The sequence below is a fragment of the Oceanobacillus jeddahensis genome (genome assembly GCF_000750635.1).
Lineage (GTDB): Bacteria > Bacillota > Bacilli > Bacillales > Amphibacillaceae > Oceanobacillus > Oceanobacillus jeddahense.
On sequence record NZ_CCDM010000001.1, the window covers coordinates 1,009,146 to 1,032,158 of the forward strand.

18 protein-coding genes are annotated in these 23,013 nt (G+C 33.8%); 4 read left to right on the plus strand and 14 right to left on the minus strand.

All coding sequences use genetic code 11. The annotated features are described in order from the left end of the window. Positions 1 to 72: 72 nt before the first annotated feature. The gene (locus BN986_RS04445; protein WP_040978441.1) at positions 73 to 1,560 is read left to right on the plus strand and encodes a sodium:solute symporter family protein; all 1,488 of its coding nucleotides are present in this window, start codon (positions 73 to 75) and stop codon (positions 1,558 to 1,560) included. Between the two features lie 276 nt (positions 1,561 to 1,836). On the opposite strand, the gene BN986_RS04450 is transcribed toward BN986_RS04445, so the two are convergent. After that, the gene (locus BN986_RS04450) at positions 1,837 to 3,264 is read right to left on the minus strand and encodes a YfcC family protein (RefSeq protein ID WP_244444933.1); all 1,428 of its coding nucleotides are present in this window, start codon (positions 3,262 to 3,264) and stop codon (positions 1,837 to 1,839) included. A gap of 31 nt (positions 3,265 to 3,295) precedes the next feature. Then, positions 3,296 to 4,477: a M24 family metallopeptidase gene (locus BN986_RS04455; protein WP_040978442.1), complete on the minus strand. Its 1,182-nt coding sequence runs from the start codon at positions 4,475 to 4,477 to the stop codon at positions 3,296 to 3,298. A 121-nt stretch (positions 4,478 to 4,598) separates the two neighbouring features. Between BN986_RS04455 and BN986_RS04460 the strand changes: the two genes are divergently transcribed. Next, entirely contained in the window at positions 4,599 to 5,486 is an 888-nt protein-coding gene (locus tag BN986_RS04460; protein WP_040978444.1) for a LysR family transcriptional regulator, read from the plus strand. 461 nt (positions 5,487 to 5,947) lie between these two features. Here BN986_RS04460 and BN986_RS04465 read toward each other — a convergent pair whose 3' ends face one another. Genes BN986_RS04465 through BN986_RS04495 form a run of 7 tightly spaced genes read right to left on the minus strand, consistent with a single transcriptional unit; the run spans position 5,948 to position 13,645 of the window. Then, positions 5,948 to 7,186, minus strand: coding sequence for a metal-dependent hydrolase family protein (locus BN986_RS04465; protein ID WP_148417064.1), 1,239 nt, complete (start codon positions 7,184 to 7,186; stop codon positions 5,948 to 5,950). Next, positions 7,170 to 8,753, minus strand: coding sequence for an ABC transporter substrate-binding protein (locus BN986_RS04470; protein WP_040978445.1), 1,584 nt, complete (start codon positions 8,751 to 8,753; stop codon positions 7,170 to 7,172). The genes BN986_RS04465 and BN986_RS04470 overlap by 17 nt, the downstream gene beginning before the upstream one ends. 21 nt (positions 8,754 to 8,774) lie before the next feature. After that, the gene (locus tag BN986_RS04475; RefSeq protein ID WP_040978447.1) at positions 8,775 to 9,833 is read right to left on the minus strand and encodes a dipeptidase; all 1,059 of its coding nucleotides are present in this window, start codon (positions 9,831 to 9,833) and stop codon (positions 8,775 to 8,777) included. Further along, positions 9,815 to 10,825: an ABC transporter ATP-binding protein gene (locus tag BN986_RS04480; protein ID WP_198136779.1), complete on the minus strand. Its 1,011-nt coding sequence runs from the start codon at positions 10,823 to 10,825 to the stop codon at positions 9,815 to 9,817. The genes BN986_RS04475 and BN986_RS04480 overlap by 19 nt, the downstream gene beginning before the upstream one ends. 11 nt (positions 10,826 to 10,836) lie before the next feature. After that, positions 10,837 to 11,829 carry an ABC transporter ATP-binding protein gene (locus BN986_RS04485; protein ID WP_040978448.1) on the minus strand — a complete coding sequence of 331 codons (993 nt, stop codon included), beginning with the start codon at positions 11,827 to 11,829 and terminating at the stop codon, positions 10,837 to 10,839. 32 nt (positions 11,830 to 11,861) lie between these two features. Next, the gene (locus BN986_RS04490; RefSeq protein ID WP_040978450.1) at positions 11,862 to 12,689 is read right to left on the minus strand and encodes an ABC transporter permease; all 828 of its coding nucleotides are present in this window, start codon (positions 12,687 to 12,689) and stop codon (positions 11,862 to 11,864) included. Beyond that, positions 12,686 to 13,645, minus strand: coding sequence for an ABC transporter permease (locus BN986_RS04495; RefSeq protein WP_040978451.1), 960 nt, complete (start codon positions 13,643 to 13,645; stop codon positions 12,686 to 12,688). The genes BN986_RS04490 and BN986_RS04495 overlap by 4 nt, the downstream gene beginning before the upstream one ends. A 173-nt stretch (positions 13,646 to 13,818) precedes the next feature. Here BN986_RS04495 and BN986_RS04500 point away from each other — a divergent pair, with 173 nt between their 5' ends. Then, positions 13,819 to 14,721, plus strand: coding sequence for a LysR family transcriptional regulator (locus tag BN986_RS04500; protein WP_040978452.1), 903 nt, complete (start codon positions 13,819 to 13,821; stop codon positions 14,719 to 14,721). 448 nt (positions 14,722 to 15,169) lie between these two features. On the opposite strand, the gene codA is transcribed toward BN986_RS04500, so the two are convergent. From codA to speB, 5 genes are all read right to left on the minus strand, one after another. Then, entirely contained in the window at positions 15,170 to 16,435 is a 1,266-nt protein-coding gene (codA, locus tag BN986_RS04505; protein WP_040978453.1) for a cytosine deaminase, read from the minus strand. Between the two features lie 86 nt (positions 16,436 to 16,521). Next, positions 16,522 to 17,244, minus strand: coding sequence for an aspartate/glutamate racemase family protein (locus BN986_RS04510; RefSeq protein WP_040978454.1), 723 nt, complete (start codon positions 17,242 to 17,244; stop codon positions 16,522 to 16,524). Positions 17,245 to 17,267: 23 nt separating this feature from the next. Further along, entirely contained in the window at positions 17,268 to 18,692 is a 1,425-nt protein-coding gene (locus BN986_RS04515; protein ID WP_040978455.1) for a cytosine permease, read from the minus strand. 152 nt (positions 18,693 to 18,844) lie between these two features. Next, positions 18,845 to 19,594: a creatininase gene (locus tag BN986_RS04520; RefSeq protein ID WP_040978456.1), complete on the minus strand. Its 750-nt coding sequence runs from the start codon at positions 19,592 to 19,594 to the stop codon at positions 18,845 to 18,847. A gap of 90 nt (positions 19,595 to 19,684) precedes the next feature. Beyond that, positions 19,685 to 20,692, minus strand: a complete 1,008-nt coding sequence (speB, locus tag BN986_RS04525) for an agmatinase (RefSeq protein WP_040978457.1) — start codon at positions 20,690 to 20,692, stop codon at positions 19,685 to 19,687. Positions 20,693 to 20,849: 157 nt separating this feature from the next. Here speB and BN986_RS04530 point away from each other — a divergent pair, with 157 nt between their 5' ends. Further along, positions 20,850 to 22,922 (plus strand): sigma-54 interaction domain-containing protein, encoded by a 2,073-nt coding sequence (locus BN986_RS04530; protein WP_081922116.1) that lies wholly within the window; start codon positions 20,850 to 20,852, stop codon positions 22,920 to 22,922. The last annotated feature ends 91 nt before the right edge of the window (positions 22,923 to 23,013 follow it).

The following is a 23,013-nucleotide window of genomic DNA, read 5'->3' on the forward strand; positions in this document are numbered from 1 at the left end:
AACCATTAATATTCTAATATTGAAGATAAAAATGAAGCTAAAAGCCAAATAAGAGACGGGAAGGGGCAGATTATGAGTTTAACTGTTTGGAGTTGGTTATATTTTGGTATATTCTTCATCTTTATGGTTTTTTTAGCTCTTCGTGGCTTGAAAAAAACAACTCGTGCTGTTGACTTTTCAACAGCACCCCGAGCTTATGGTCCTTTTACTATAGGTATTGCACTTACAGCAACCACTGGTAGTGCTGCAGCTATATTGGGAAATCCTGGAATGGTCTATGCACAAGGCTGGCCTGCGTTATGGTATGCCATGGGCGGATATTCAGCAATCGCCCTTGCCTGGGCTTCATCAGCATTTGTATTATCAAGAATTGGAAAAAATGCACAAGCAAAATCAATGGCTGATTTTATGGCGATTCGATTTCAAAGTCCGTTATTAAGAGTATTAACAGCACTAGCAGCAATTTTTAGTATTTTTTATATTGCTGGTCAATTTGCTGGATTAGGATTAGTTTTTGTGGAAGCAACAGGGATTGATTATTTATCAGGTGTTATCATTGGAAGTATTTTAATGGCAGCTTATATTTCCATTGGCGGTTCACACGCTGATATTTTAACAAGTTTTATTCAAGGTCTTATTATGGTTTTATTAGGTGTTATGATTACGGTTGTAGTGTTAATTAATGTAGGTGGTATTGGAACAATTGATAGGGAACTAACACAAATAGATCCGGCTTTAAGTTCCAGTGTAGTTTTCAATGACCCTATGTTTGGTCCTTTTACGGGAATTGCTATTTTCATTTCCTTAGGCTTATTCGGACTAAGTCCACAGCTTTCCAAAATGTGGTTGGCACTTGATGATGAGAAAAATGTGTCCAAAGCATTATTGTGGGGATTTTTTGGGATAAGTGTATTAGCGTTAATTATGTGGCTAGGTGGACTTGGCAGCAGAGTAATGTTTCCAGATGTTGCGCCTGATACAGCCATTTTATATTTACTTATCGAATCATTACCAGATTGGCTTACAGGCTTAGCTATGGTCGGTATTTTATCAGCAATTTTATCCACTACAGCAGGTTTGTTCTTAGTTGTATCTGTTGCTATGGCGGTTGATATTTATAGAGATTCTATTGTACCACTGCGCAAAAAGAAAATATCTGAAGCTGTACTGGATAAAAAAGTGCTGATGTTGCAAAGGATTTTTATTCCTATACTTGTTATTGGAGGGATATTAATTGCACAAAATGAACCAGCTTACATTACACAATTGATGTGGCTAGGAATTGGTTTATTTACAGGTAGTGTCATACCAGCGATGGTGATAGGAAGTCTTTGGAAAGGTGTTACTCGTAAAGCTGCAGAAATAGGGAGTATAGCTGGATTTTTAACATTTATATTTTTAACATTTATTGTTGGTCTGGGGATGCAAAATGAATTCTTTTTAGTTCCTTGGGCAGCAGCAGGGATATCAACGATTGTTGCAACTGTATTCATTGTAGTGATTAGCTTTTTTACAAAACCACTAGATAAAGCATATATTGATAAATTGTTTGCGAAATAATGGGAAGTGGAAAATAATATGACACATGTCCAAATAGCCCTAAAAGGAGTCAACTTTTTATAAATAAGCTCCGTCAGGGCTATTAAACTCTTTTTACACCTTTTGGAATAAATTTCATTTTAGCCTAAATATAAGAATACCATGAAAATAGTTTTTCCATTTCCGGAAGTTAAGAGTTATTAAGTGTTCCGCAAATAAAACAGTTGGAAGGTCAAATATCAATCTCAATTTTAATTATTTGGATTACACTATATGAGTCTGATACAAAATTACTCATTAAAAAGGCCCTAAATTAATTGCTATCGCTACAAACAATGCTACTGTCCCAATAAGAATCCAAATACATAGTAATGGTAGCATAAATCGTAACCATTTCACCCAGGATACTCCACCTACAGCTATACTGGCCATTAGAATTCCAGAAGTAGGCGCTATTGTATTGGTGAAGCCATCTCCCATATTGTAAGCTAATACAGCAACTTGTCTTGTCGTACCAATGATATCTGCTAATGGAGCCATTATCGGTATAACAATTGCTGCTTGTCCACTTCCTGAAGTGACGATTAAATTGAATAATAAATTAAAAATATACATTCCAAATGCACCGATTGCTGCAGGAAGCGGTTCAATCACAGAGGCAATTCCTTGGACAATGGTATCTAAGATTGCTCCATTTTCTAAGATGACAACGATGGATCTGGCTAAACCGACAATAAGTGCAGGATATATCATTCCTTGGGCACCTTTTACAAATTGCTTAACGAAATTATTTGGGTTAATTCTTGCTATAATTGCTGTACCAATTCCGATAACTAGAAAGATTGCTGCCATTTCGTTTAATCCCCAGTCGGATCGAAATACACCAACAGTATAGATGGTTAAACAAGTAACAAAATACAATAATATGACTTTTCTTAATCCGGTAAAAGGAAGATTGTCCTCTATTTCTTGATGTTCCGTATTGAAACGCTTATTCCCCATAATACTTCGATCAGGGTTATTTTCTATTTTACGAATATAATAGAAAATATAGATAATAGAAGAAACTAAAATAAATAAATAGATAATAAATCTATACCATAGCCCGCTAAATACCGGTAGCCCTGCAATTTGTTGACCAAATCCTGTCGTAACAGGGTCTAGTCCCGCTATTGTATAACCAGAGTAGGCTCCTAAATAAACTAAGGCTACTCCAACAATCGCATCAAGTTTGAATGCACGAGCGATAATTATCCCCACTGGAATGAAAGCAATCACAGCTGTATGAAGGATTCCTAAAAATCCAGCAATAGAAAAAACGGTACATACTGAAATTACTAATAGTATTTTTTTATCTCTTGTTTTATTGATTAATTGCATAATTCCCGCATTGATTGCACTGGTTGATTCAATAATTGCAAATGAACCACCAATGATTAACACGAGGAAAATAATATCAGCAGCTTCGATCATTCCAGTTTGTATGGATAAGAAAAAATCCATAAAGCCAATAGGCTCTCCTTGAATTTGTGTATAACTATCTGGAATAACTGTTGGTACTAGATTACCTTCATCTCTCTCAAATGCTCCTGATGGAATAATGTAGGTAGCAATGGTAGCTAAGATTAGTAGAATAAATAAAATAATATAAGAATCTGGCATTGAAAAAGCTTTTTTCTTCTTATTATTTTCTAAAACTTTCTCCTCTTTTTTTCGCAGATTCAACTTTTTCCCTCCCTAAACTACTTGTTTGAAGTTACCCGATAATCAATGATTCTAATTCTCTAGGATAATAAGTGATTTTTTCCATTCCTTCGTTGGTAATAACGATTGTATCCGAATGGCGGAATGCACCTAGCCCATCAACATATAAGCCAGGTTCTACTGAGAAGACCATTCCAGGTTCAAGAACAGTATGATCTCCTAAGTCAAAAAACGGAGCTTCATGACTTAACAATCCCATATTATGACCAGTATGGTGTTTAGTATATTTTTGTAGATCATTTTCTTGATAATATCGTTGTACTTCTTCTTCTACTTTGGAGGCAGGTATTCCAGGTTTAATATTTTTAAATGCTATTTCTTGCGCTTCAATCATATGGTTAAAAAAGGTTTCCTGCTGCTGATTTGTTTCCAGAATAAACATTGTCCGTTCCAACTCACTTTTATATCCCCAAACATCTGATGCAGCTTGGGAAACAACATTGTAACCGCTAACAATAATGGCGTTTTGATTTTGAGAATGTGGAAAAGCTGAGTGTGGACCAATTTGACCTCTATAAAATGCATGAGCAGGAGAACCATAAGGTTTATAACCATTTCCTAGTGTTTCAAACATTGCTCTAGTTGCTTCGTAAGTAGCTCTTCCTTCAATTTCAATTTCTCTTTTCCCTGTTTTTGTATACTTCACGAGTAAGTTGTGAGCAAGGTTTCCCCAACGAGCTGATTCTTTAATTAGCTCTATTTCATTTTGGGACTTAATATAACGTAGTTTTTCTACAACGCTTTTGATTGAAATGATATTATTTACGTCTAATAAATCTGTTATATCTGGACCTTGGTAACCTTTTGCAGAGCTATACCCTTTTGCATCAACACCAATTATTTTGTTTTTTAAATTATTAAATTGAAGTAAATCTTTAAGGTATTCCATTGGATGGGTTAAACCAGGGTATTCAGGATAACAATGAACTTGGTCAATTACTGCATACTCTTCTGCATGTTCTTTTTCCATTTTTGGAACAAAAAGATGCGTGTTCTGTTCTAAATCTGTATAGAAAGCAATGGGTCTTTCAGATGGTCTAAAATGAAACCCTGTTAAATAAAAAATATCCGTAGTGCTAAAAAGAATACTTATATCTACGTTTTTTTCCTCTAACTTTTGAAAGTATTTTTTCTGCCTGTTTTTAATCTCTTTATTTCCTATTTCAAGTATCAAATCGACAGCTCCTTTGTGTGAAAATTATTTAAAATAAATATTATCAAACAATTAAATATATGTATAATATATAATAAATTTATAATGATACCTTTTAGGAATAATAGAGAGGGAGGTTTATATGGAATTACGTCATTTGCGATATTTTACTGTTGTAGCAAAGCATCTCCATTTTAGTGAAGCGGCTAATGAATTGAATATTTCACAGCCACCATTGAGCAAACAAATTAAACAGTTGGAAGAAGAACTTGGGATTACGCTATTAAAAAGAAATAACCGTAAAGTAGAGCTAACTGAAGCAGGGAAGTACTTTTACAAATCAGCGATCAGAATTTTAAATGTAATAGAAAAGGATATTGAAATAGCGAGAAACATTGATTATGGAGAGATTGGTTCATTAACCATTGGATTTGGCGGAACGGTTGTGTATGATTTACTTCCTAAAATAATTAAACAAGTAAAAGTAAATTATCCCAATATTAAATTAGAAGTAAGACAATTAACTACGAGCGATCAAATTAAATCTTTACTAGAAGGTGAGATAGACGTGGGGATTTTAGTGCCACCAGTAGAGGAGGAAAATATTTCAACGTTATCTATCCGTGAAGAATTATTTGTAGCATGTGTCCCTGGTAATCATCGTCTAGCAAATAACGATTCTCCCGTGGATATTAAGGAATTTAAACACGATCCAATAATTATGACACCCGAAAAATCTGGAAAAGGGTACTATCACTCCGTAATCAATTTATGCCGTAATGCCGGATTTTATCCAAATATTGAACAAACTGCACAAGAACAACAAACGATTGTATCCTTAGTAGCTTCTGAATTAGGGGTAGCGTTTGTACCTCAATCTACTAAACGAGTTGTTCATGAGAATGTGAAGTATTTACCGCTTTTGCAAGAGCATAAGAAGGTTACCGCTTTGGCATGGCATAAGGGGAATTATATTCCTGCTGTGAATTTATTTATTGATTTAATTAAGGAGCATTTTGTGGAGGTGTGAATTTCTAGTAGGGGAGATATTGCGTTAGCTTCCTTTAAAGGGATAAAATAAAGTCAATGGTAGAGGAGGACTTCCAGTTAAAACAAAAAATATAGGCTGGGAAATGGATTGATTTGTTATATAATGATCTTTATGAAGTAAATTATTGCATAGCTCCATGAAAATATTGAGTGTAATAAATTAACTGCCTTTACTCTGAACCATATTCTTATGATTTTAAATACCTTGTTCGTTTAAAATATTGAAAATAAATTGAGATAATTAAACTGTAAAAAGCAACTATGAAATGAAGAGTTTTAATTTAATCAGTTTCACATATAAATTGTAAAATACATTCCCGGTAAAACACCATCCTCTATACCCAAAATAATCCTTCCATAGCCCAACTATGGAAGGATCAAAAGTACATACTAACAAATAACTATTTTTATTTTATTAAACAAACCTCAAAAAACATTTTCTCAATCTAAATGTGGAAGGTACTCCACATCTCCAATTTCCACTAGCTCTCCATTAAAATATACTTTTTCCACATTTTCTATTTCATTTATATCCTCTATAGGATTATTTTCTAAAACAATAAAATTAGCAATTTTTCCTTCTTCTAAACTTCCGTATTTTTCATCAACACCAGCTATCTTTGCGGAATTAATCGTTCCGACAGATAAAACATCAATTTCCTTTAATCCGAGCTCTACCATAGAGATAAATTCTCTATAAGTACCGTAATGCGGATTATAAGGAGTTCCAGCATCTGTTCCTAAACCTATCATCACACCAGCATCCCAAGACTTTAAAAAACCTTCTATCTGAGCTTCTTGAGCTCTCTTCGCTTTGTCTATTGCATACTGAGGTACATCTTTTCCGTGTTTAAATAAAAAGTAGTCTACAGAAAGGGTAGGGACTAATGCTGTATTGTTTTTAACCATTAAATCGATACCTTCATCATCTAAATAACTTCCATGTTCAATAGAATCAATGCCCGCCCGGATAGCATTTTTAATCCCGTTTGCACCGTGTGCATGAGCAGCTGTCTTTTTTCCTACCTTATGAGCTTCTGCAATAGCAGCAGCCATCTCGTCTTCATCCAATTGTGTTTCGTGAGCATTATTTCCGGGTGACATAACACCACCCGTAGCAATAAGTTTTATAAAATCTACTCCACGTTTAAGTTGTTCTCTAGCAGCTTTTCTACAGTCATCAGGTCCGTCACATTCTCTGCCTGTATTACTGCCATGGCCACCAGTCATGGTTAAAGCTTGTCCACAAATATAATACTCAGGTCCTGGAACAATTTTGTCTCTAATGGCTTCTCTTAATCCAGTTTCAGCTTTTTTTCTTCCATTCATATCTCTTACAAAAGTTACGCCTGATTTTAAATATTGTTGTAAATGCACAGATCCACGAATCGCAAACTTGGATTGGTCTTCTATATTCAAAATCGGTGGTCTGGCGATAGGTGTTGCTAAAGCATGTATATGCAAATTAAATAGGCCAGGCATTACGGTTTTACCTTTTAAGTCTGTTCCTTTTTTTAAATATTCTTCAGGTAATTCTTTTTGATCTCCTATTTGCTTGATGTAATTTCCTTCTATAATCATATAACTATCTTTCATATATTGTTTGTTAATAACATCGATTAATCCAAAATTATAAAATAAACTCATACTATCCCTCCAAATTTTATTTTCTTTTGACACTGTTGTACATGTGATTCGTTGAATTCACTGCATCTTCTTGCCAATGAAAGCCAGTATACTCAGGGTTGTAAACTCTTGGAATATAATATTCTACAACATTGTACAAGGGAATATCCTCAGCGATAATTTCTTGAATTTCATAATAATATTCTGCTCGTTCTTCTTCTGTACTTACTTCTTCCCCCTTATCGAATAATTCATCAATCTCCGGATTTTCATACAGCATTTTATTTGTTGCACTTCCTGTTTTTAAAAAGCTTGCAAAAAATAATGGATCTGGTCCCCGGCTTCCGCCGCCAGCAGCTAAGTCCCAATCTCTTCTGTTATCTAGCATTTCCGTACGAAGTGCCCATTCATAACTTTCATAATCCACATTAATTCCAATCTCGCCTAATTGCTGTTCAACGAAAGTTGGTATACTCGTTGTCCCGTAAATAGAAGTTTCAAATGCACGATATGTCAGTGTGAAACGATATCCATCATCCTGAATCTCGTAGCCTGCATCGTCTAATAATTCATTTGCACGATCGATATCTGTTTCAGGCTGTCTGACAGATTTGTTATCTGCCCATTCAATGGTAGATAAATACCAACTTTCTGAAGGCTTAACAAGATCCATATAGAGTTTTTCAGCGATTTCTTCATTATCCAGAGCTGTAGCAATGGCTTCTCTTACGATTGGATCAGAAATATGCTCTCTCGTACCATCCATATTAAAAGATATCCACTGAACAATATCTTGTGGATCAGCATCTAATGCTACTGTATCTAACTCTTCTAAACGAGGGACCTCAGCAAATGCAGGGGAGGCAGTCATTAAATCAGCATCTCCAGCTTCAATGGCAGTAAGAGCTGTTTCTTCAGAAGGAATGAATTGAAAAATAACTTCATCCACGTAGGGGCCATCCCCATAATAATCCGGATTTGCTACAAGTTTAACGTGACTTCCTGAACTGTGTTCTTCAAACATAAAAGGTCCTGTGCCAATAGGTTCTGTATTATACGGGTTATCTTCAATATCTGTATCTTCGTAGAGGTGTTTGGGTAAGATATCAAACCCTTGATAATCAGCTAATTTTTGTACAAATACACCTGATTCCTCTTCTAAATGAATGACAACTGTGTAATCATCAGGTGTTTCCACTTCAGCAATATTATCTACCACGGGATATCCGTTTGCTGCTTCACCTGTTTCTATGATGCTGTCAATTGTCCATTTGACATCTGCTGATGTAAATGGTTCTCCATCATGCCAAGTCACATTTTCTCGTAAGTTAAAGGTATATGTTTTCAAGTCATCAGATTCTTCCCAATCTTCTGCTAAATCGCCAAATACTTCTCCATTTGAATCGTTATAAGCAACGAGTTTTGAAAAAATATTTCTGTTAATATAAGGGATTGCACCATCCCAAGTATAATTAATCACGTAACTGCTGGGTTCTAATTTAGCTGCAACAATTAAGGTATCAGTCTCTTCAGCGTTTTCAGTCGTATCTGAATCAGAACAAGCAGCTAAAACAATAAACAAGAATAATAATGTGCTTCCAATAACGAATTGCTTTTTCACACTCACCATCCCCTTATTTGATTATTTCGAAGCAATTGCTTCTTTCCTTTCATTTGCCCCTAAAACGCGCATTAAATTTAAACCTAAAATTTTATGGATAGCGTCATCTGATAAATCTAATTGGATAAGTCCTCTGACTATGTTTTTGTATTGATCCACTCTTTTTAAGTCTCTGTTAAAAACAGTTTCAAAGTACCAGGGGCTGTCATAGAGCAGCTTTGTTTTAGTTTCCCAATAAAATTTAGTGTAATATTCATATATATCCGTTCCTATGGAAATATGGTCTGGACCAACCAAATCTAGTAAATACTTAAAATGTTCCATGTAGTCGCTAAGAGTCGGTTGAATGCCTTCCGTATGATGAGATAAGAATGCATGAGAGCTTAGCCCAACGACGCCATCTTTCTTTACGATACTAGTAATCATTTCATCTGTTATATTTCTTTTCGTTGTAGGTGTTACCTTTCTTGCATTTGAATGGCTAAATATACATGGATTTTTACTTAATTCAATTGCTTCTAAACTAGTTTGTTCTCCGACGTGAGAGAGGTCTATTACAATCCCTTGCCGATTCATTTCTCGAACTGCCTGTTTCCCATAGAAAGATAATCCGTTATCCTTTTCAGCCATACACCCTGATCCAAAGATATTTGGTTCATTATAGGTGAGTTGACAAATTCGCAATCCCAACTTACTTAAAATGCTCCATTTGTGAAAATCACTACCGATGGCGGCGGCATTTTGCAAATTAAAAATAATCCCAATCTTATTTTCCTTTTTTGCTATTTCTATATCTTTGATAGAGTTAATTTGCATTACCTTGTCAGGGTAGTAATTAAAGAGATTATAATAACTATATATTTCTTTTAAAATAGCATCAAAGCTTGCTGCTGGTGATGCTATCGTAATACTTTGAACGGTGATGCCGGATTCGAGGAGACGATCTAGATACGTTTTCCCATCCCGGACAGGAGGCTCGGGATTAATTATATTTCCACATAGCCCATCAATAAATATAGATTCATTCGTTATCTTGTCTACTCTTTCTTCTTCTGATTTACTTAATTGTAATTTAACCAATATTTTTCCTCCTCATTTAAATTTTTTCCTTCTTTAATTTGCTCGGCTTTCCAGCATGCGACCATATGGTCTTCTTGGTAAGACTTTAAGATTTGATCTTCTTCTGTACACTTGTTCTCGGCAAACGGACACCTCGGAGCAAATCTGCAACCTTTTGGTGGAACCACTGCATTTGTAGCTTCTCCTTTTAGTTTTAGTCTGTTTTTCTTTGGTTCAAATAAATCTGGTACAGAGGACAGTAATAATTTAGAATATGGATGTAAATTGTTATCAATTAGTTCTTTGGCTGGCAGTATCTCTTTTACTTCACCTAAATACATAACTGTTATTCGGTCACATAAAAATCGAGCAGTTGCTAAATCATGTGTTATAAATAGAATACTAACGCCTCTTTCTTTGTTAATTTTCTTCAGTAAGTTTAGTATTCCTGCTCTTATAGAAACATCTAACATGGAGACAGGTTCGTCCGCTACAATAAAGTCTGGATCAACGATTAAAGCTCTTGCAATTGCAACACGTTGACGTTGACCTCCAGAAAGTCTATGAGGGTGTCTAGCTAAATATTTTTCAGCTGGCGATAAATTAACTAGTTGTAAAATATCTAATACTTTTCTTTTCATTTCTTTTTCGTTTTTTGATAAATTTAAACTTCGGAGTGGTTCAGAAACAATATCATATATTGTCATTTTAGGATTTAAGGAATCAAACGGATCCTGAAAGATCATTTGTACGTTTTTACGAAATTTCTTTCGATTTTTCTTTTCTAGAGTAGAGATATTTTCATTATTTATTAAAATATCTCCTTCCGTAATGCTTTCAATTTTCATTAGCATCTTTCCTAAAGTTGTTTTACCACAGCCGGATTCTCCTACCAACCCTATGATTTCTCCCTGTTTTATACGGAAGGATACGTTATTGACGGCACTAACAACATTTTTCTGTCCTGCGATTTGTTTGAAAAAGCTTGTTTTTAAAACGTAATTTTTCGTCACTTTATTAAATACTACTTCACTAATAATGAATCACCTCCTTTATTAAAATCTAATTCCTCTGCAAAATGACATTTTACTAACTTATTTTCTCTTACTTCACGCATAGCTGGTTTTTCTGAAAAGCAAATTTCCTTAGCATAGGAACATCTTGGTGCAAAAGGACAACCTTTAGGCAGGTCTTCCAGACTTGGAGGGTAGCCTGGAATTTGTTCTAATTCTGCTACTTCATGGTATAAAGAAGGAAATGAGTTGATTAATAATTTGGTGTAAGGATGATTGCTTTGCTTAAAAACATCATCCGTTGTTCCCATTTCCATAATTTCTCCGCCATACATCACTGCGACGTTTTCACAAGCTTCCGCTACTACTGAAATATCGTGTGATATCATAATTAATGTCAAATCAAATTCTTCTTGAAGTTGTAATAATAGTTCTAGAACCTGCCTTTGAGCAACCACATCTAGTGCAGTTGTTGGCTCATCTGCGATTAATATATTTGGATAACATATCAATGCTAAAGCGATTACTGCTCGTTGTTTCATTCCTCCCGAAAATTCATGAGGATACTCCATTAATCTTGATGGAGAGATACCGACTTTATTAAAAATATCTTTTGCTCTTTCAATCGCTTGTTTTTTAGACACTTTTTCATGTTCCATCAATGCATTAATGATTTGAATACCTATTTTTTCAACCGGATTTAAGGCTGTCATCGCATTTTGAAATATGATTGAAATTTCCTTCCATCTCGTTGAACGAATTTCTTTATCAGTAGAATGAACCAAATCTTTATTGTTAATGATTATTTTGCCATCACGAATACGACCATTTTTTTCTAATAGATTCAATAATGCGTATGCAAGTGTGCTTTTACCACAGCCGGATTCTCCTACAAATCCTAAACTCTCTTTTTTATTTAAGGAGAAGTTAACATCATGCACTGCTTTTAAATATTTTTTTCCTATTTTATATTCGACTGATAAGTTTTTTACATCGATAATCATTTTTACACCTCGCAGTTCCGTTTTGTTAAGATCTAATCGTGTATTTGTTGTTTGACATCAAAGTTTCTTTCCAAAGCTGTACTAAGTAAGTTAAATGATAGAAGCATGGCAGCAATGACAAATCCAGGGATCAAAACTAACCACGGTGCGGATGAAATATGACCTTGGCCAGATTGAAGTATTTTCCCCCACGAAGCGACAGAAGGGTCTCCTAGTCCGAGAAAAGATAGACTTGCTTCTATTAAAACAGCTTGAGCCATTTGTAACATGGAATTGGTCAAAACTGGTCCCATACCATTGGGAACAATATGTTTAAATAATATTTTTAATTTACCACTGCCTGAAACATCTGCAGCTTGTACAAAAGTTCTGTTTTTAAGGGTCAGTACTTGTGCTCTCATTATTCTGGCATTCGTTGGCCATATTGTTAGGCCGACTACAGCAATCATTAAAGAAACATTAGAACCAAATATAGCGACCATCAGTATAATTAAAAATGTAACTGGAACAACATAAAATATTTCAAACGTACGAGATAATAAATCATCAAAAAGGCCACCGATATATCCTGATAATGCACCAAGTATCACGCCAACGATTAAAGATAACCCGGCAGCACCAAAGGCAAATTGCATGGATACTCTACTTCCCCAAATAATCATATCCCATACGTCTCTTCCCATTTCATCTGTTCCAAAAAAATGATCACTAGAAGGTTTTTGAATAGGGGATCCTATAGAATGAAGTGGATCACCAGGACTAATAATAGGAGCAAAAATAGCAACTATAAATAATAAAATAAGAACGGAAGCTCCTATAATCGCAAATTTATCTTTAAATAACTGTTTTAATCTTTTCATGAATTCACCACCCTAGGGTCTAAATACGTATAAATTAAATCAGTTATTAAAGTTCCTATAATTACTAGAAATGTTGTAACAATAAATCCTCCCATAATTAAGGGGTAATCTCTAGCTGATATTGCATCGAATATCATTCTACCCATGCCTGGCCAGGAAAAAACAGTTTCTGTAAGTAAGGAACCTGTAAATAATGTGCTTAACGACAAACCAGCGATAGTAACTGTTGGCAATAAAGCATTTCTTAATGCGAATTTTCTGTAAACAGTGCTTTCACTATATCCAATTGCTCTTGCAGTTTTAATAAAATCTTCTTGAGCTACTTCTATAACAGAAGAACGTGTAACTTTAATATATATTGGTAATTGAACTAAAAATAGAGTAGTTGCAGGTAAAATAAGATGCCTTAATAAATCTACAAAGCCTGTATATTCTCCCCCAAAACTATACATCCCTGAGCTAGGAAGTAACTGTAAATGTACAGCGAAAATTAAAATTAGAATCATTCCTAACCAGAATGCAGGTAAGCAATATAAGATCATGGCTAGATTTGAAATAGAGCTGTCTAATAATTTCCCACGATATCTTGCTGCAATAGCTCCTAACGTGGTGCCTACAATAATGGTAATTGTTTCACTTAGTACAACAAGCATTAATGTAACTTTTAACTTTTCCAATATCACTTCAGATACAGGAGCATTATATGTATAAGATACTCCTAAATCACCTTGTATTAAATTTGCAAAATATATGATAAATCTAGTGTGAAGTGGTTCGTTTAATCCAAATGATTCTCGAAGCTCGTCCATATATTCTTGTGTAGCATTTTCTCCTGCTAACACAACGACAGGGTCACCTGGAGCAAAATTAATGATAAGAAAATTAAATATGACAACGAAAATCATTACTGGTATCATTTGCAAAATTCTTCTGAATAAATATTTTCCAAACCCCATTATGTCGCACCTCTTTTTTTGTTTAGTTATTAATAAAATAAAAAAATTCTGAAAACACTACTTAATAGTTAATAGAGTACTCCTTAATGATTGAAATGTACAATACTTATTATATTGTGTTACTATATTTATTAAATATAGTGAAAATTTAAAAAGGTGGCAATGATTAAAAAATGGAAATAAGACATTTAAAGTACTTTATAGCTGTTGCAGAAGAATTAAGCTTTTCTAAAGCAGCAAAAAGGCTTAATATGAGTCAGCCTCCGTTAAGTAAACAAATCAAAGATTTAGAAAATGATTTAGATCAAAAATTATTTATTAGAGATAATAAAAAAGTGGAACTGACCGAAGCGGGAGTAAGTTTTTTATTCAAATCATATAAAATAATCAAAGAAATAGAGGATACCAAACAATATTTAAGAACATTAAATAAAAACGAAAAAAAAGAAATATCAATTGGATTCTCTGAGACTGCTCTTACAGATTTAGTGTCAATCGTTAAATTATTTAAAAAACAGTTTACTGATATTAGTATTAAATTACATAGGCTTAGCTCACCAAAACAACTATCTTCAATAGAAGATGGATTTATAGATATAGGTTTTATATGTACACCGATCCTTAAAGGAAGATACAATACATTGGTGCTAAATAAACATTCTTATAATATGGTCTTACCTAAAGAGCATTATTTGTCAAATTATAATTCTCCTATATCCATTGACGAATTGGAAAATGAAACATTTATTATTACACCAAGAAAGGTTAGTCCAGCGTATTATGATGCTTTTTTTTCCATCTTTAACAATAATAATTTTTATCCTACTAATACCATTACCGCTTACAGTTCAACAGCTATCATTGCTTTAATCACTGCCGGACTAGGTATAGCATTAGTACCATCGTCTATTAAACATTTATTCGCAAACAATAAAGATATATCTTTTAAAGAAATTAAAAGAACATCTAAGATAGAAACATCCATTATTTGGGACCCATATAATACATCTCCCGAAATTGAAAAATTGATTCATCTAGCTAGAGAATTTCAACAGGAAAATTTAAAAATTGAATAACATTGGAGATAATATTTGTGGGTAAGAGGATACTTTTCTGCGACAGTAGGTAAAGTAGGGGGACGATTAGAAACTATATAACGAATCAATTTTACGTTAAATAATCATGTTATCCGAAGTAGCCAAAAAACACTAATATCAATCTATACCACAACTCCAACAGTCATGGTATAGATTGTTTATTAAATTCAATGTTTAAACAAGGAAAATTAAACAAAAAGCTTGGTGGATTGGTGTGATTAAAAACATTTCTTTTCCAGAAAAATAATCTTTAGAAAAAAATTATTTTTAGAGTATACATCGACACGATCCTACTGTTTAAAATATAAAACTTTAGAGTGATATTTTCACATCTAGTATTCAAGGGGATATGGAGCACCATAATGTAGGAACTATAATTGCAAATTTAGCTGTATGCTATATTATTTATGCTGTAAAAGTTAAACATTTAGTATAAAAATTCCACTTCATCTTCTTCGTTTCCTAACCACAACTTTGCCTGTAATGGATTATTTTCCGCAATTATATTTCCTTGTCGGATTGAATATAAAATTGGTGATTGTCTTCTGAGTGCATCATAATCATTCTTTGCTTGTAAAATGATAAAATTAGCAGGTTTACCTACTTCTATTCCATATTCTTGTTCAACTTGAACTGTTTTTGCACTATTTGTGGTAATTAGATCCAGAGATTTATTCATTTGATCATATCCTGTTAGGTGACAAACATGGATACCCATGAATAAAACTTGTAACATATTTGCAGTGCCGAGAGGATAAATAGAATCGAGCAAATCATCATGGCCAAAACAAACATTAATACCAGTTTCTAATAACTCCTTCACTCTTGTCAGTCCTCGACGAACAGGGTAACTATCATAACGTCCTTGAAGATTAATATTAACAAGAGGGTTTGCGATAAAATTAATATTTGACTTTACAGCATTCTCTAAGATTTTATAAGCATAAGCATTATTATAAGAACCAAAAGCAGTTGTATGACTTGCCGATACTAAGTGACCAATACCCATATGATAAGCTTCTGCAATCACTACTTCCAATGCCCTAGAATGATCATCATCCGTTTCATCACAATGGATATCTATCATACAATTATATTTTTGGCTTAATTCAAAAATTTTTTTAACAGATTGTACGCTATATTCCCTTGTAAATTCAAAATGCGGAGCTCCGCCTACTACATCTGCTCCTTCTTTTAGTGCAGCTTCCAATTGAGCTACCATCTTACTATCTGTATAAATACCTTGTTGTGGAAATGCTACAATTTGTAATTCTAGCATATGAGCAAATTCTTCTTGTAATTCTAACATGGCGTGTAATCCAATTAATTGTGAATCTGAGATATTTGTATGTGTGCGTATAACTTGAACTCCATTAGCAATATACCATTTTATTGCTTTCCGCGCTCTTGTTTTAATTTCTTGTTTCGATAAATCTCCTCTTTTTCTTTGAATATTCAGCCCCTCAGATAAGGTTCCAGTCATATTCCAGCTCGGATTTCCTGCTGTTAAAGCATAATCTAAATGAGTGTGAGGTTCGATAAATGGTGATGTAACCAAATTTTCTCTTGCATCTATGACCTTATCCTGATCTTTTAGCGGATAATCTTTAGTAATATCAACAATATTCTCTTTATCAATAACAATATCCCATAAACCTTCTCGATCTCTTAATTGGGCGTGTTTGATTATCATTGTCATCCACCTTTCATTTTAATTGATCAATTTTAAACGCATATATAGGCCATCGATAAGATGACCTATATTTTAGAAATTAGAAGTTAACCAGAATTCCCTGTTTTCTTAGGGTACGTTTTACGGCTGTGGATCAGGTTACATTTCACTTGATACATGGCTGTCATTAATGCAGCTGCATTTGGTTCTATCACTGGTACTTGCAGTTTGTTTTCAAGTTTTTCTTTTACTCCTACGCCCATTTCTGTGCAACCCATGATTAATACATGAGCTTTATCTTCGGTAATTGCCTTTTTTCCTACTTCTACAAATTTATCAATAACTATTTCTTTATTTCCAGCCATTTCCGAAATAGAGAGGTTAAGAGCTCTGACTGGTGTAGCAATGGAATAATCACACCCTGAAGTTCTTATTACATTATCAATTAATGGGATAATACCTTCAAGGATCGTAATCATGGAAAAATTCATTCCCATTGAAGCTGCGAATAGTATAGAAGCTTGACCAGTTCCCACAACTGGAATGTCAACTGCTTCACGACAAGCATCGATAGCCGGATCACTCATACAAAGCAAAAGAACTGCAGCGTATCCACCTTGTTCTGCTTTAACAACTTCAGACAGAATACTAGGGCCAGATATGCATTGATCATAATAAGATTCTAAATAATCAGCACCGTATTCAATTGGTTTCACATCGACTATGAATTCTGGAGATGCCAATTGATTTAAATATTCTTCTCTTTCCTTACGTAGATATTCAGGAAAAATAACGTCCGCACCTAGTGCTAAAATTTTCTTTGAACTCATTAGAGGAACACCATCCCTACATTTTAAAATGTTTGAACTTTCGAATCCGATTCATTAGGAAAAGCCTTCGTTTCTTCATGGATGATAATGGGAAATTTCTTTCCAAATACTTTGGCAGTAGGATAATACAAAACGATCGCTAATGCTGTAGAAATAAAGAAACTAACATCTAGGAAAAAGAAGAAACCAATGAGTGTAGCGATGATATAAACTATTAATGCTGCAGGGTTAAACCCTTTATAATAGTTATACTTTCCTTTTGATTTAAACAAATCATCTAAGCTTAACTGCCGTTTTCTAAATAAATAATAATCAACTGCAATAATCGCCATTGCTGGGCCAGCTGTAGTACTAAATAATGAAACGATTAAATCAAGCCTGTCTAAATAATTCCAAGGTTGAAGCGCACATGCTAGAATGGCGACGGTTATAGTAGCAACTTTAAAGTTGAGCCTTTTCGGTATTAAACTGCAAGCAATATACGCCGACGGTAATAAATTGGCAGCAGTATTTGTAGATAGTTGTGCGGTAACGATAAATAATTGGACTAATACAGCTAGAATAATAGATCTTTCCTGAATAAGCTCAGAAATAACTACAAGAACATCGATTCTTCCTGAAAGGACCACTGTAATATTACCTAAAATACAGAAGAACACTAGAGCTGGAACAATACCGATTAAACTAGCAATAAAATATCTTCGATTTGTTTTCAACCATCCTTTTTCAGTGTTTTTAACCTTACCATTTTTAGTAATATCATTCATGCCCATCACAACACTTGAAAAAAGACCAACTATTACTGCAAATCCAAATATCCAAGATCTATTTATATCCCCTGTTTTTCCCATGTTAAGAATTTCATTAAAAGGTATATTGTAACTAGCTAAAACTATATAGAGCATGTAGATACCTACCACGAGCAGTAATGGAACTATAATTGTTGTAAACCGTTCGATCCCTTTAACTCCTTTTATAGTAACAAATACAAGAGCAGCAATATTGATTGCTAGACTAATATAAATATTATCGAAGCTGAAAATGATTTTAAAAACCTCATTAATTGCCTGCGCACCGATATAACCATTTACAGCAAACCAAATCAAACTTGGGACAACTCTGATAACGCTTACAATTTTTCCGCCCTTATAACCGAAAGAGGCAACAATTGAGGTGGCAAAACTAATTCCATATTTTAAACCAATATCTTGAGCAACAAGAGTGAGAAATGCTAATAGAATGGAACCAATTGTGTAAATCATTAATAATTCGCCAATGGTAAAATAATTCGTCATTTGTGCCAATGCAGCTAATACTGTAATTTGAACTGCCATACCAAACCAAATTATTCCTAGTCCTGATACTGAGACATTTCTATCTTTTGCTTCAATAGGAGCCAGGTCAGGACTTAACAAATCATAATCAGAAGAACTATTAGAGCTTGTCATTTGAATCACACCCTCTCTTTAAAATAAGTTTCCTCCTTGTAAAGCAAAAGAAATTATGCTAATAAAATGGTAGACATATTCAATTATTTTATATTTCTGCTCCAAAAGAAGTAGTGTATTTGCTAAGCTAAATTATTTAAAACTAGATTAAATTAAAATTCTGTTTCAATCATTTCAACGTAGTTCTTTACCAAATTCTCTATAATAATTTTTCCGCTTGCAGCAGTTCCATGAATTGGATCAGCTAGCACACCAGAATTAGGAACTATTCCTTCCGGTTGAGGGAAAATTTCATATCGTGGTAAGTTATCTGCTTGTTCCGAAATAATTTTCTCTTTGTGAACTAGATTAGGATAAAAATGACACATCATTGCTGTTTCAATAAGGGCAGCATGTTCTAAATCATAGCCTGGGAAACCATTAGGGAATAGCTTAGTAACAACCTCTTCATCAAGCATATCTGTAAAGCAGCATTTAACGACCTTAATATCATCTCTATTTGCCTCTTTTAAAACCAAATCAATAGCTTCAGCTAAGAACATTTTATTTTCATAATGTCCATCCATCACGGCAAATTTAGTTGCTCCATGTCTGATAAATTCTAATAAGATATCTTTTACTAATAAAATTAGTGTCTGGGCACTCAAGCTGGTGGTGCCAGGGAAAATTTGTCCACCACCACTGTGTGGCTGTGATTTGTATCCATATTGAATCGTTGGAGCAACAATCCCATTGACATTCTCCGCCACTAGTTCGGATAGTTTTTCTATTTGGTAAAAGTCCACACCTAGAGGTAAATGATAGCCGTGTTGTTCTGTAGCTCCTACTGGTAAAAAAATAACGGAATCCTTCACTTTCTTTTCATACTCATCCCAAGTCATTTCAGACATTAATACAGTCATATTAGTATCCTCCTATTATTTTTTGAGGCCACATGATAACAATGTGATGCATACATGGAGTTACATGTTAGCCTCTTTATACCCAAAAAATTATTTATTAATGAATTGTTCATTAACCGATTTGCTTTGACTAATTAATTGTCCTTTCTTTTCCCTTTCCTTTGTAATAAACATAATAAAATCCATGATCGTTCTTGCTGCTGTTATACAAGTGACACCTGTTGGATCATAAGGAGGAGAAACCTCCACTAAATCAAAAGCGATTACATCTCCGCGTTTAGCAATACCTTCAAGAATTTCGTTAATTTCATCATAGAAAAGTCCTCCTGGTGAAGGTGTACCAGTTCCATGAGAAATTGATGGATCTAAACCATCAATATCAATAGTGACAAAAAAGCGTTCTCCTTCAGGAAGTTGATTTATTACTTCTTTTAAACCCATCTCTCTCATGTTTTTAGGTGATATAATTACATTTCCATAATTTCTTGCATCTTCAAAATCCTCTCTACGACTGCTGCCTACTCCACGAATTCCTAACGAAGTAATCCCTTTTACATGACTCATTTCTGACATCCTACGAATAGGACTCCCTTGTCCTAATCTTTGTCCTGAACGATGATCTGCCCAGTCTAAATGCGCATCGATTTGAATCACATGAAAAGGTCCTAGCGATTCTAAGCCACGTGCAAATGGTATCGTGATAGAGTGATCTCCTCCCAATAGAACTGGCATAGCGCCTCCAGAAACAATTTTTCTTACAGAGTTCTCTATATTATCGAAACATTGTTCTAAATCACCATGCACCATGTCTACATCTCCACAGTCATTAATACGAATTTGTGGTGTCAAATACATATCATCTCGTTCAGGATCATAAGCACCTTTTAAGCCAAAACTGAAGAGTGTAGATGCTTCTCGAATCCCTCTTGGTCCCATTTTAGTACCCGAACGCCATTGAGTTCCCATATCATAAGGAATTCCTAATATCGCAACATCTGCCTGTAATTGATCCAAATTTTCACAAATTGGATATTTACCAAAAGAGCTAATTCCAACAAACGGTAAATTAAGTGTTTCCTTTTCGTTTTCTTTGACCATCTTTCATTCCTCCTTTTCCTTATATGCATGCAATTTTTGTGCCAAATTGAAGTGGAAGATGATGCAATTTAGCATCTATTCTTGTTCTAGTAATTTAATAAAAAGCATTGTATAATTCTAAATATATTAAAAATTTAAATATTTAGGGGTGGGAAAATTGAATCCAGAATTCATTATCTCTTTACCTATTTTTAAAAAGGAAGAGAAAATACGTAATTTATCAGAGTTTATTTATGATAGGTTTGATAATTTTGATTACCTTATTCTTGTCGATAAAGAAGATAAGGTTTCTGGTTGTGTCAAACTTAATTACTTACTAAAGGTAATGAATTTGGGGACGCAATTAGGATGGTCTTTGGAATCTATTATGGAAGAAAACATTATCATTATTAAAGAAAGGGAGAGCAACATAGCCGTATCTTTAAAGGAAGATGTTCCTATCATTATCGTGGATGATCATAATAAGCCATTAGGTATATTAAATAAATTCACCTACTTGCAAAATAAACTTAAACAGACAATGCCCAATTTAATTAATCTAAATGAATGGCTAATGGAAATGGCCGATTTTGGCTTTCTTCTTGTTAGCTCCAATAGAATTATTGTGAATCATAATAAATATGCCCAATCAATAATTAGCAATCAATTACTTGGGAAAAATATAGATAGTTTTTATCCAGGGAATTTTGCACAAGATATAAAAAAAGAAAAAGCAAATAATTGGGTGAATGATAAGTTTCTAGAATGGAATTTTTATCCGTTAGGATCAGATGCAAATAACAAAAGTAGGGCTATCTATATTTTGGATCGCACAGAAACAGAAAAGCTTACTAGAGAAATAAAGAAAATGAAAAACAACATAAAAGATTTGTATGACATCATTGAACATTCTCATGATGAAATTTTTGTCACTGATGATAAAGGTGTTTGTACCTTCGTGAATAAAGCCTCGCATCGATTTTATGGTTTACCAAAAGAAGAAATGATTGGGAAGACTGCTCAACAATTAGAAGATGAAGGGATAGTCTCATCAAATATAAGTCATAAAGTCATCTCACAAAAAAGAAGAATTACTACAATTCAATCGACAGCTACTGGCCGCAAAATTATTGTAACAGCTACTCCAATATTTAATAATGAAAATAAAGTGAGCAAAGTTATTATAAATGCACGTGAATTAACAGAATTAAGTAATATTATGGGGAAATTTGAAAATTCACAATCGCCTATTATAAGTAATTCAGAATTAAATCAATTAACAAAAATAAAATTAATGTCTGAAGGGATTATAATTGAATCTCCTAGTATGCGTTACGTGATAAGCACTGCACAAACCGTTTCTCAAGTAAATTCAAATGTGTTAATTTTAGGGGAATCTGGGGTTGGGAAAGGAATAATTGCCAAGCTCATTCATGAATTAAGCCCTAGAAGTAAAGAGAGGTTTATTAAAGTAAACTGTGGAGCCATTCCTGAAACACTTATTGAATCAGAACTTTTTGGTTATGAGAAGGGAGCATTTACTGGAGCAGTTAAAGAAGGAAAAAAAGGACTGTTTGAATTAGCTCATGAGGGCACTATTTTTTTAGATGAGATTGGTGAAATTCCATTACACATACAAACAAAGCTATTACAAGCCATACAAGATAAAGAAATCATGCGTGTTGGCGGTACAAAAAGTATTTACGTGAACTGCCGGATTATTGCTGCTACAAATAAGAATTTAAATGAAATGGTTAGAGAAGGAAAATTTAGAGAGGATTTATATTATCGTTTAAATGTGATTCCTATACAGATTCCTTCACTTAAAGACCGTAAAGAAGAAATTCCTTCCTTAGTACAAAACTTCATACACAAATTCAATCAACAATTTCAAAAAGAGAAAACAATAGATAAGAAAGCGGTTGATATATTAGTGAGTTATCCTTGGCCAGGGAATATAAGAGAACTTGAAAATTCTATAGAACGGGCAATTGTTACTTCTCCATGTGATAGTATATCAACATCTGATTTAGCGTTTTTAGAACAGCCAAAGAATTTAAATCATAAAAATTCTATATCTGTGTCTTCATTAGAAAATATTGATTCATTAAAAAAGGCTGTGGAAAAGTTTGAAAAGGAAATTATTGAAACCGCACTTGAAAAATACAAAACAACTTATGAGGTAGCTAAAATACTAAAAGTTAACCAATCCACGATTGTCCGAAAAATCGATAAATATAGGATTGTTTGATGCGTTTTTGCATTATTAATGGCATTTTGCATTATTTGTAATAGTGAATTATTATATTTTACTCGGAAAACAACTGATAAAAAGCACGGTA

Bases quoted from the DNA above. Each gene is read 5' to 3' on its own strand.
- BN986_RS04495 (WP_040978451.1), bottom strand. From the start codon at position 13,645: ATGGGGTTTGGAAAATATTTATTCAGAAGAATTTTGCAAATGATACCA.
- codA (WP_040978453.1), bottom strand. From the start codon at position 16,435: ATGATAATCAAACACGCCCAATTAAGAGATCGAGAAGGTTTATGGGAT.
- BN986_RS04515 (WP_040978455.1), bottom strand. From the start codon at position 18,692: ATGACAAGCTCTAATAGTTCTTCTGATTATGATTTGTTAAGTCCTGAC.
- BN986_RS04510 (WP_040978454.1), bottom strand. From the start codon at position 17,244: ATGAGTTCAAAGAAAATTTTAGCACTAGGTGCGGACGTTATTTTTCCT.
- speB (WP_040978457.1), bottom strand. From the start codon at position 20,692: ATGGTCAAAGAAAACGAAAAGGAAACACTTAATTTACCGTTTGTTGGA.
- BN986_RS04485 (WP_040978448.1), bottom strand. From the start codon at position 11,829: ATGATTATCGATGTAAAAAACTTATCAGTCGAATATAAAATAGGAAAA.
- BN986_RS04500 (WP_040978452.1), top strand. From the start codon at position 13,819: ATGGAAATAAGACATTTAAAGTACTTTATAGCTGTTGCAGAAGAATTA.
- BN986_RS04460 (WP_040978444.1), top strand. From the start codon at position 4,599: ATGGAATTACGTCATTTGCGATATTTTACTGTTGTAGCAAAGCATCTC.
- BN986_RS04490 (WP_040978450.1), bottom strand. From the start codon at position 12,689: ATGAAAAGATTAAAACAGTTATTTAAAGATAAATTTGCGATTATAGGA.
- BN986_RS04520 (WP_040978456.1), bottom strand. From the start codon at position 19,594: ATGACTGTATTAATGTCTGAAATGACTTGGGATGAGTATGAAAAGAAA.
- BN986_RS04445 (WP_040978441.1), top strand. From the start codon at position 73: ATGAGTTTAACTGTTTGGAGTTGGTTATATTTTGGTATATTCTTCATC.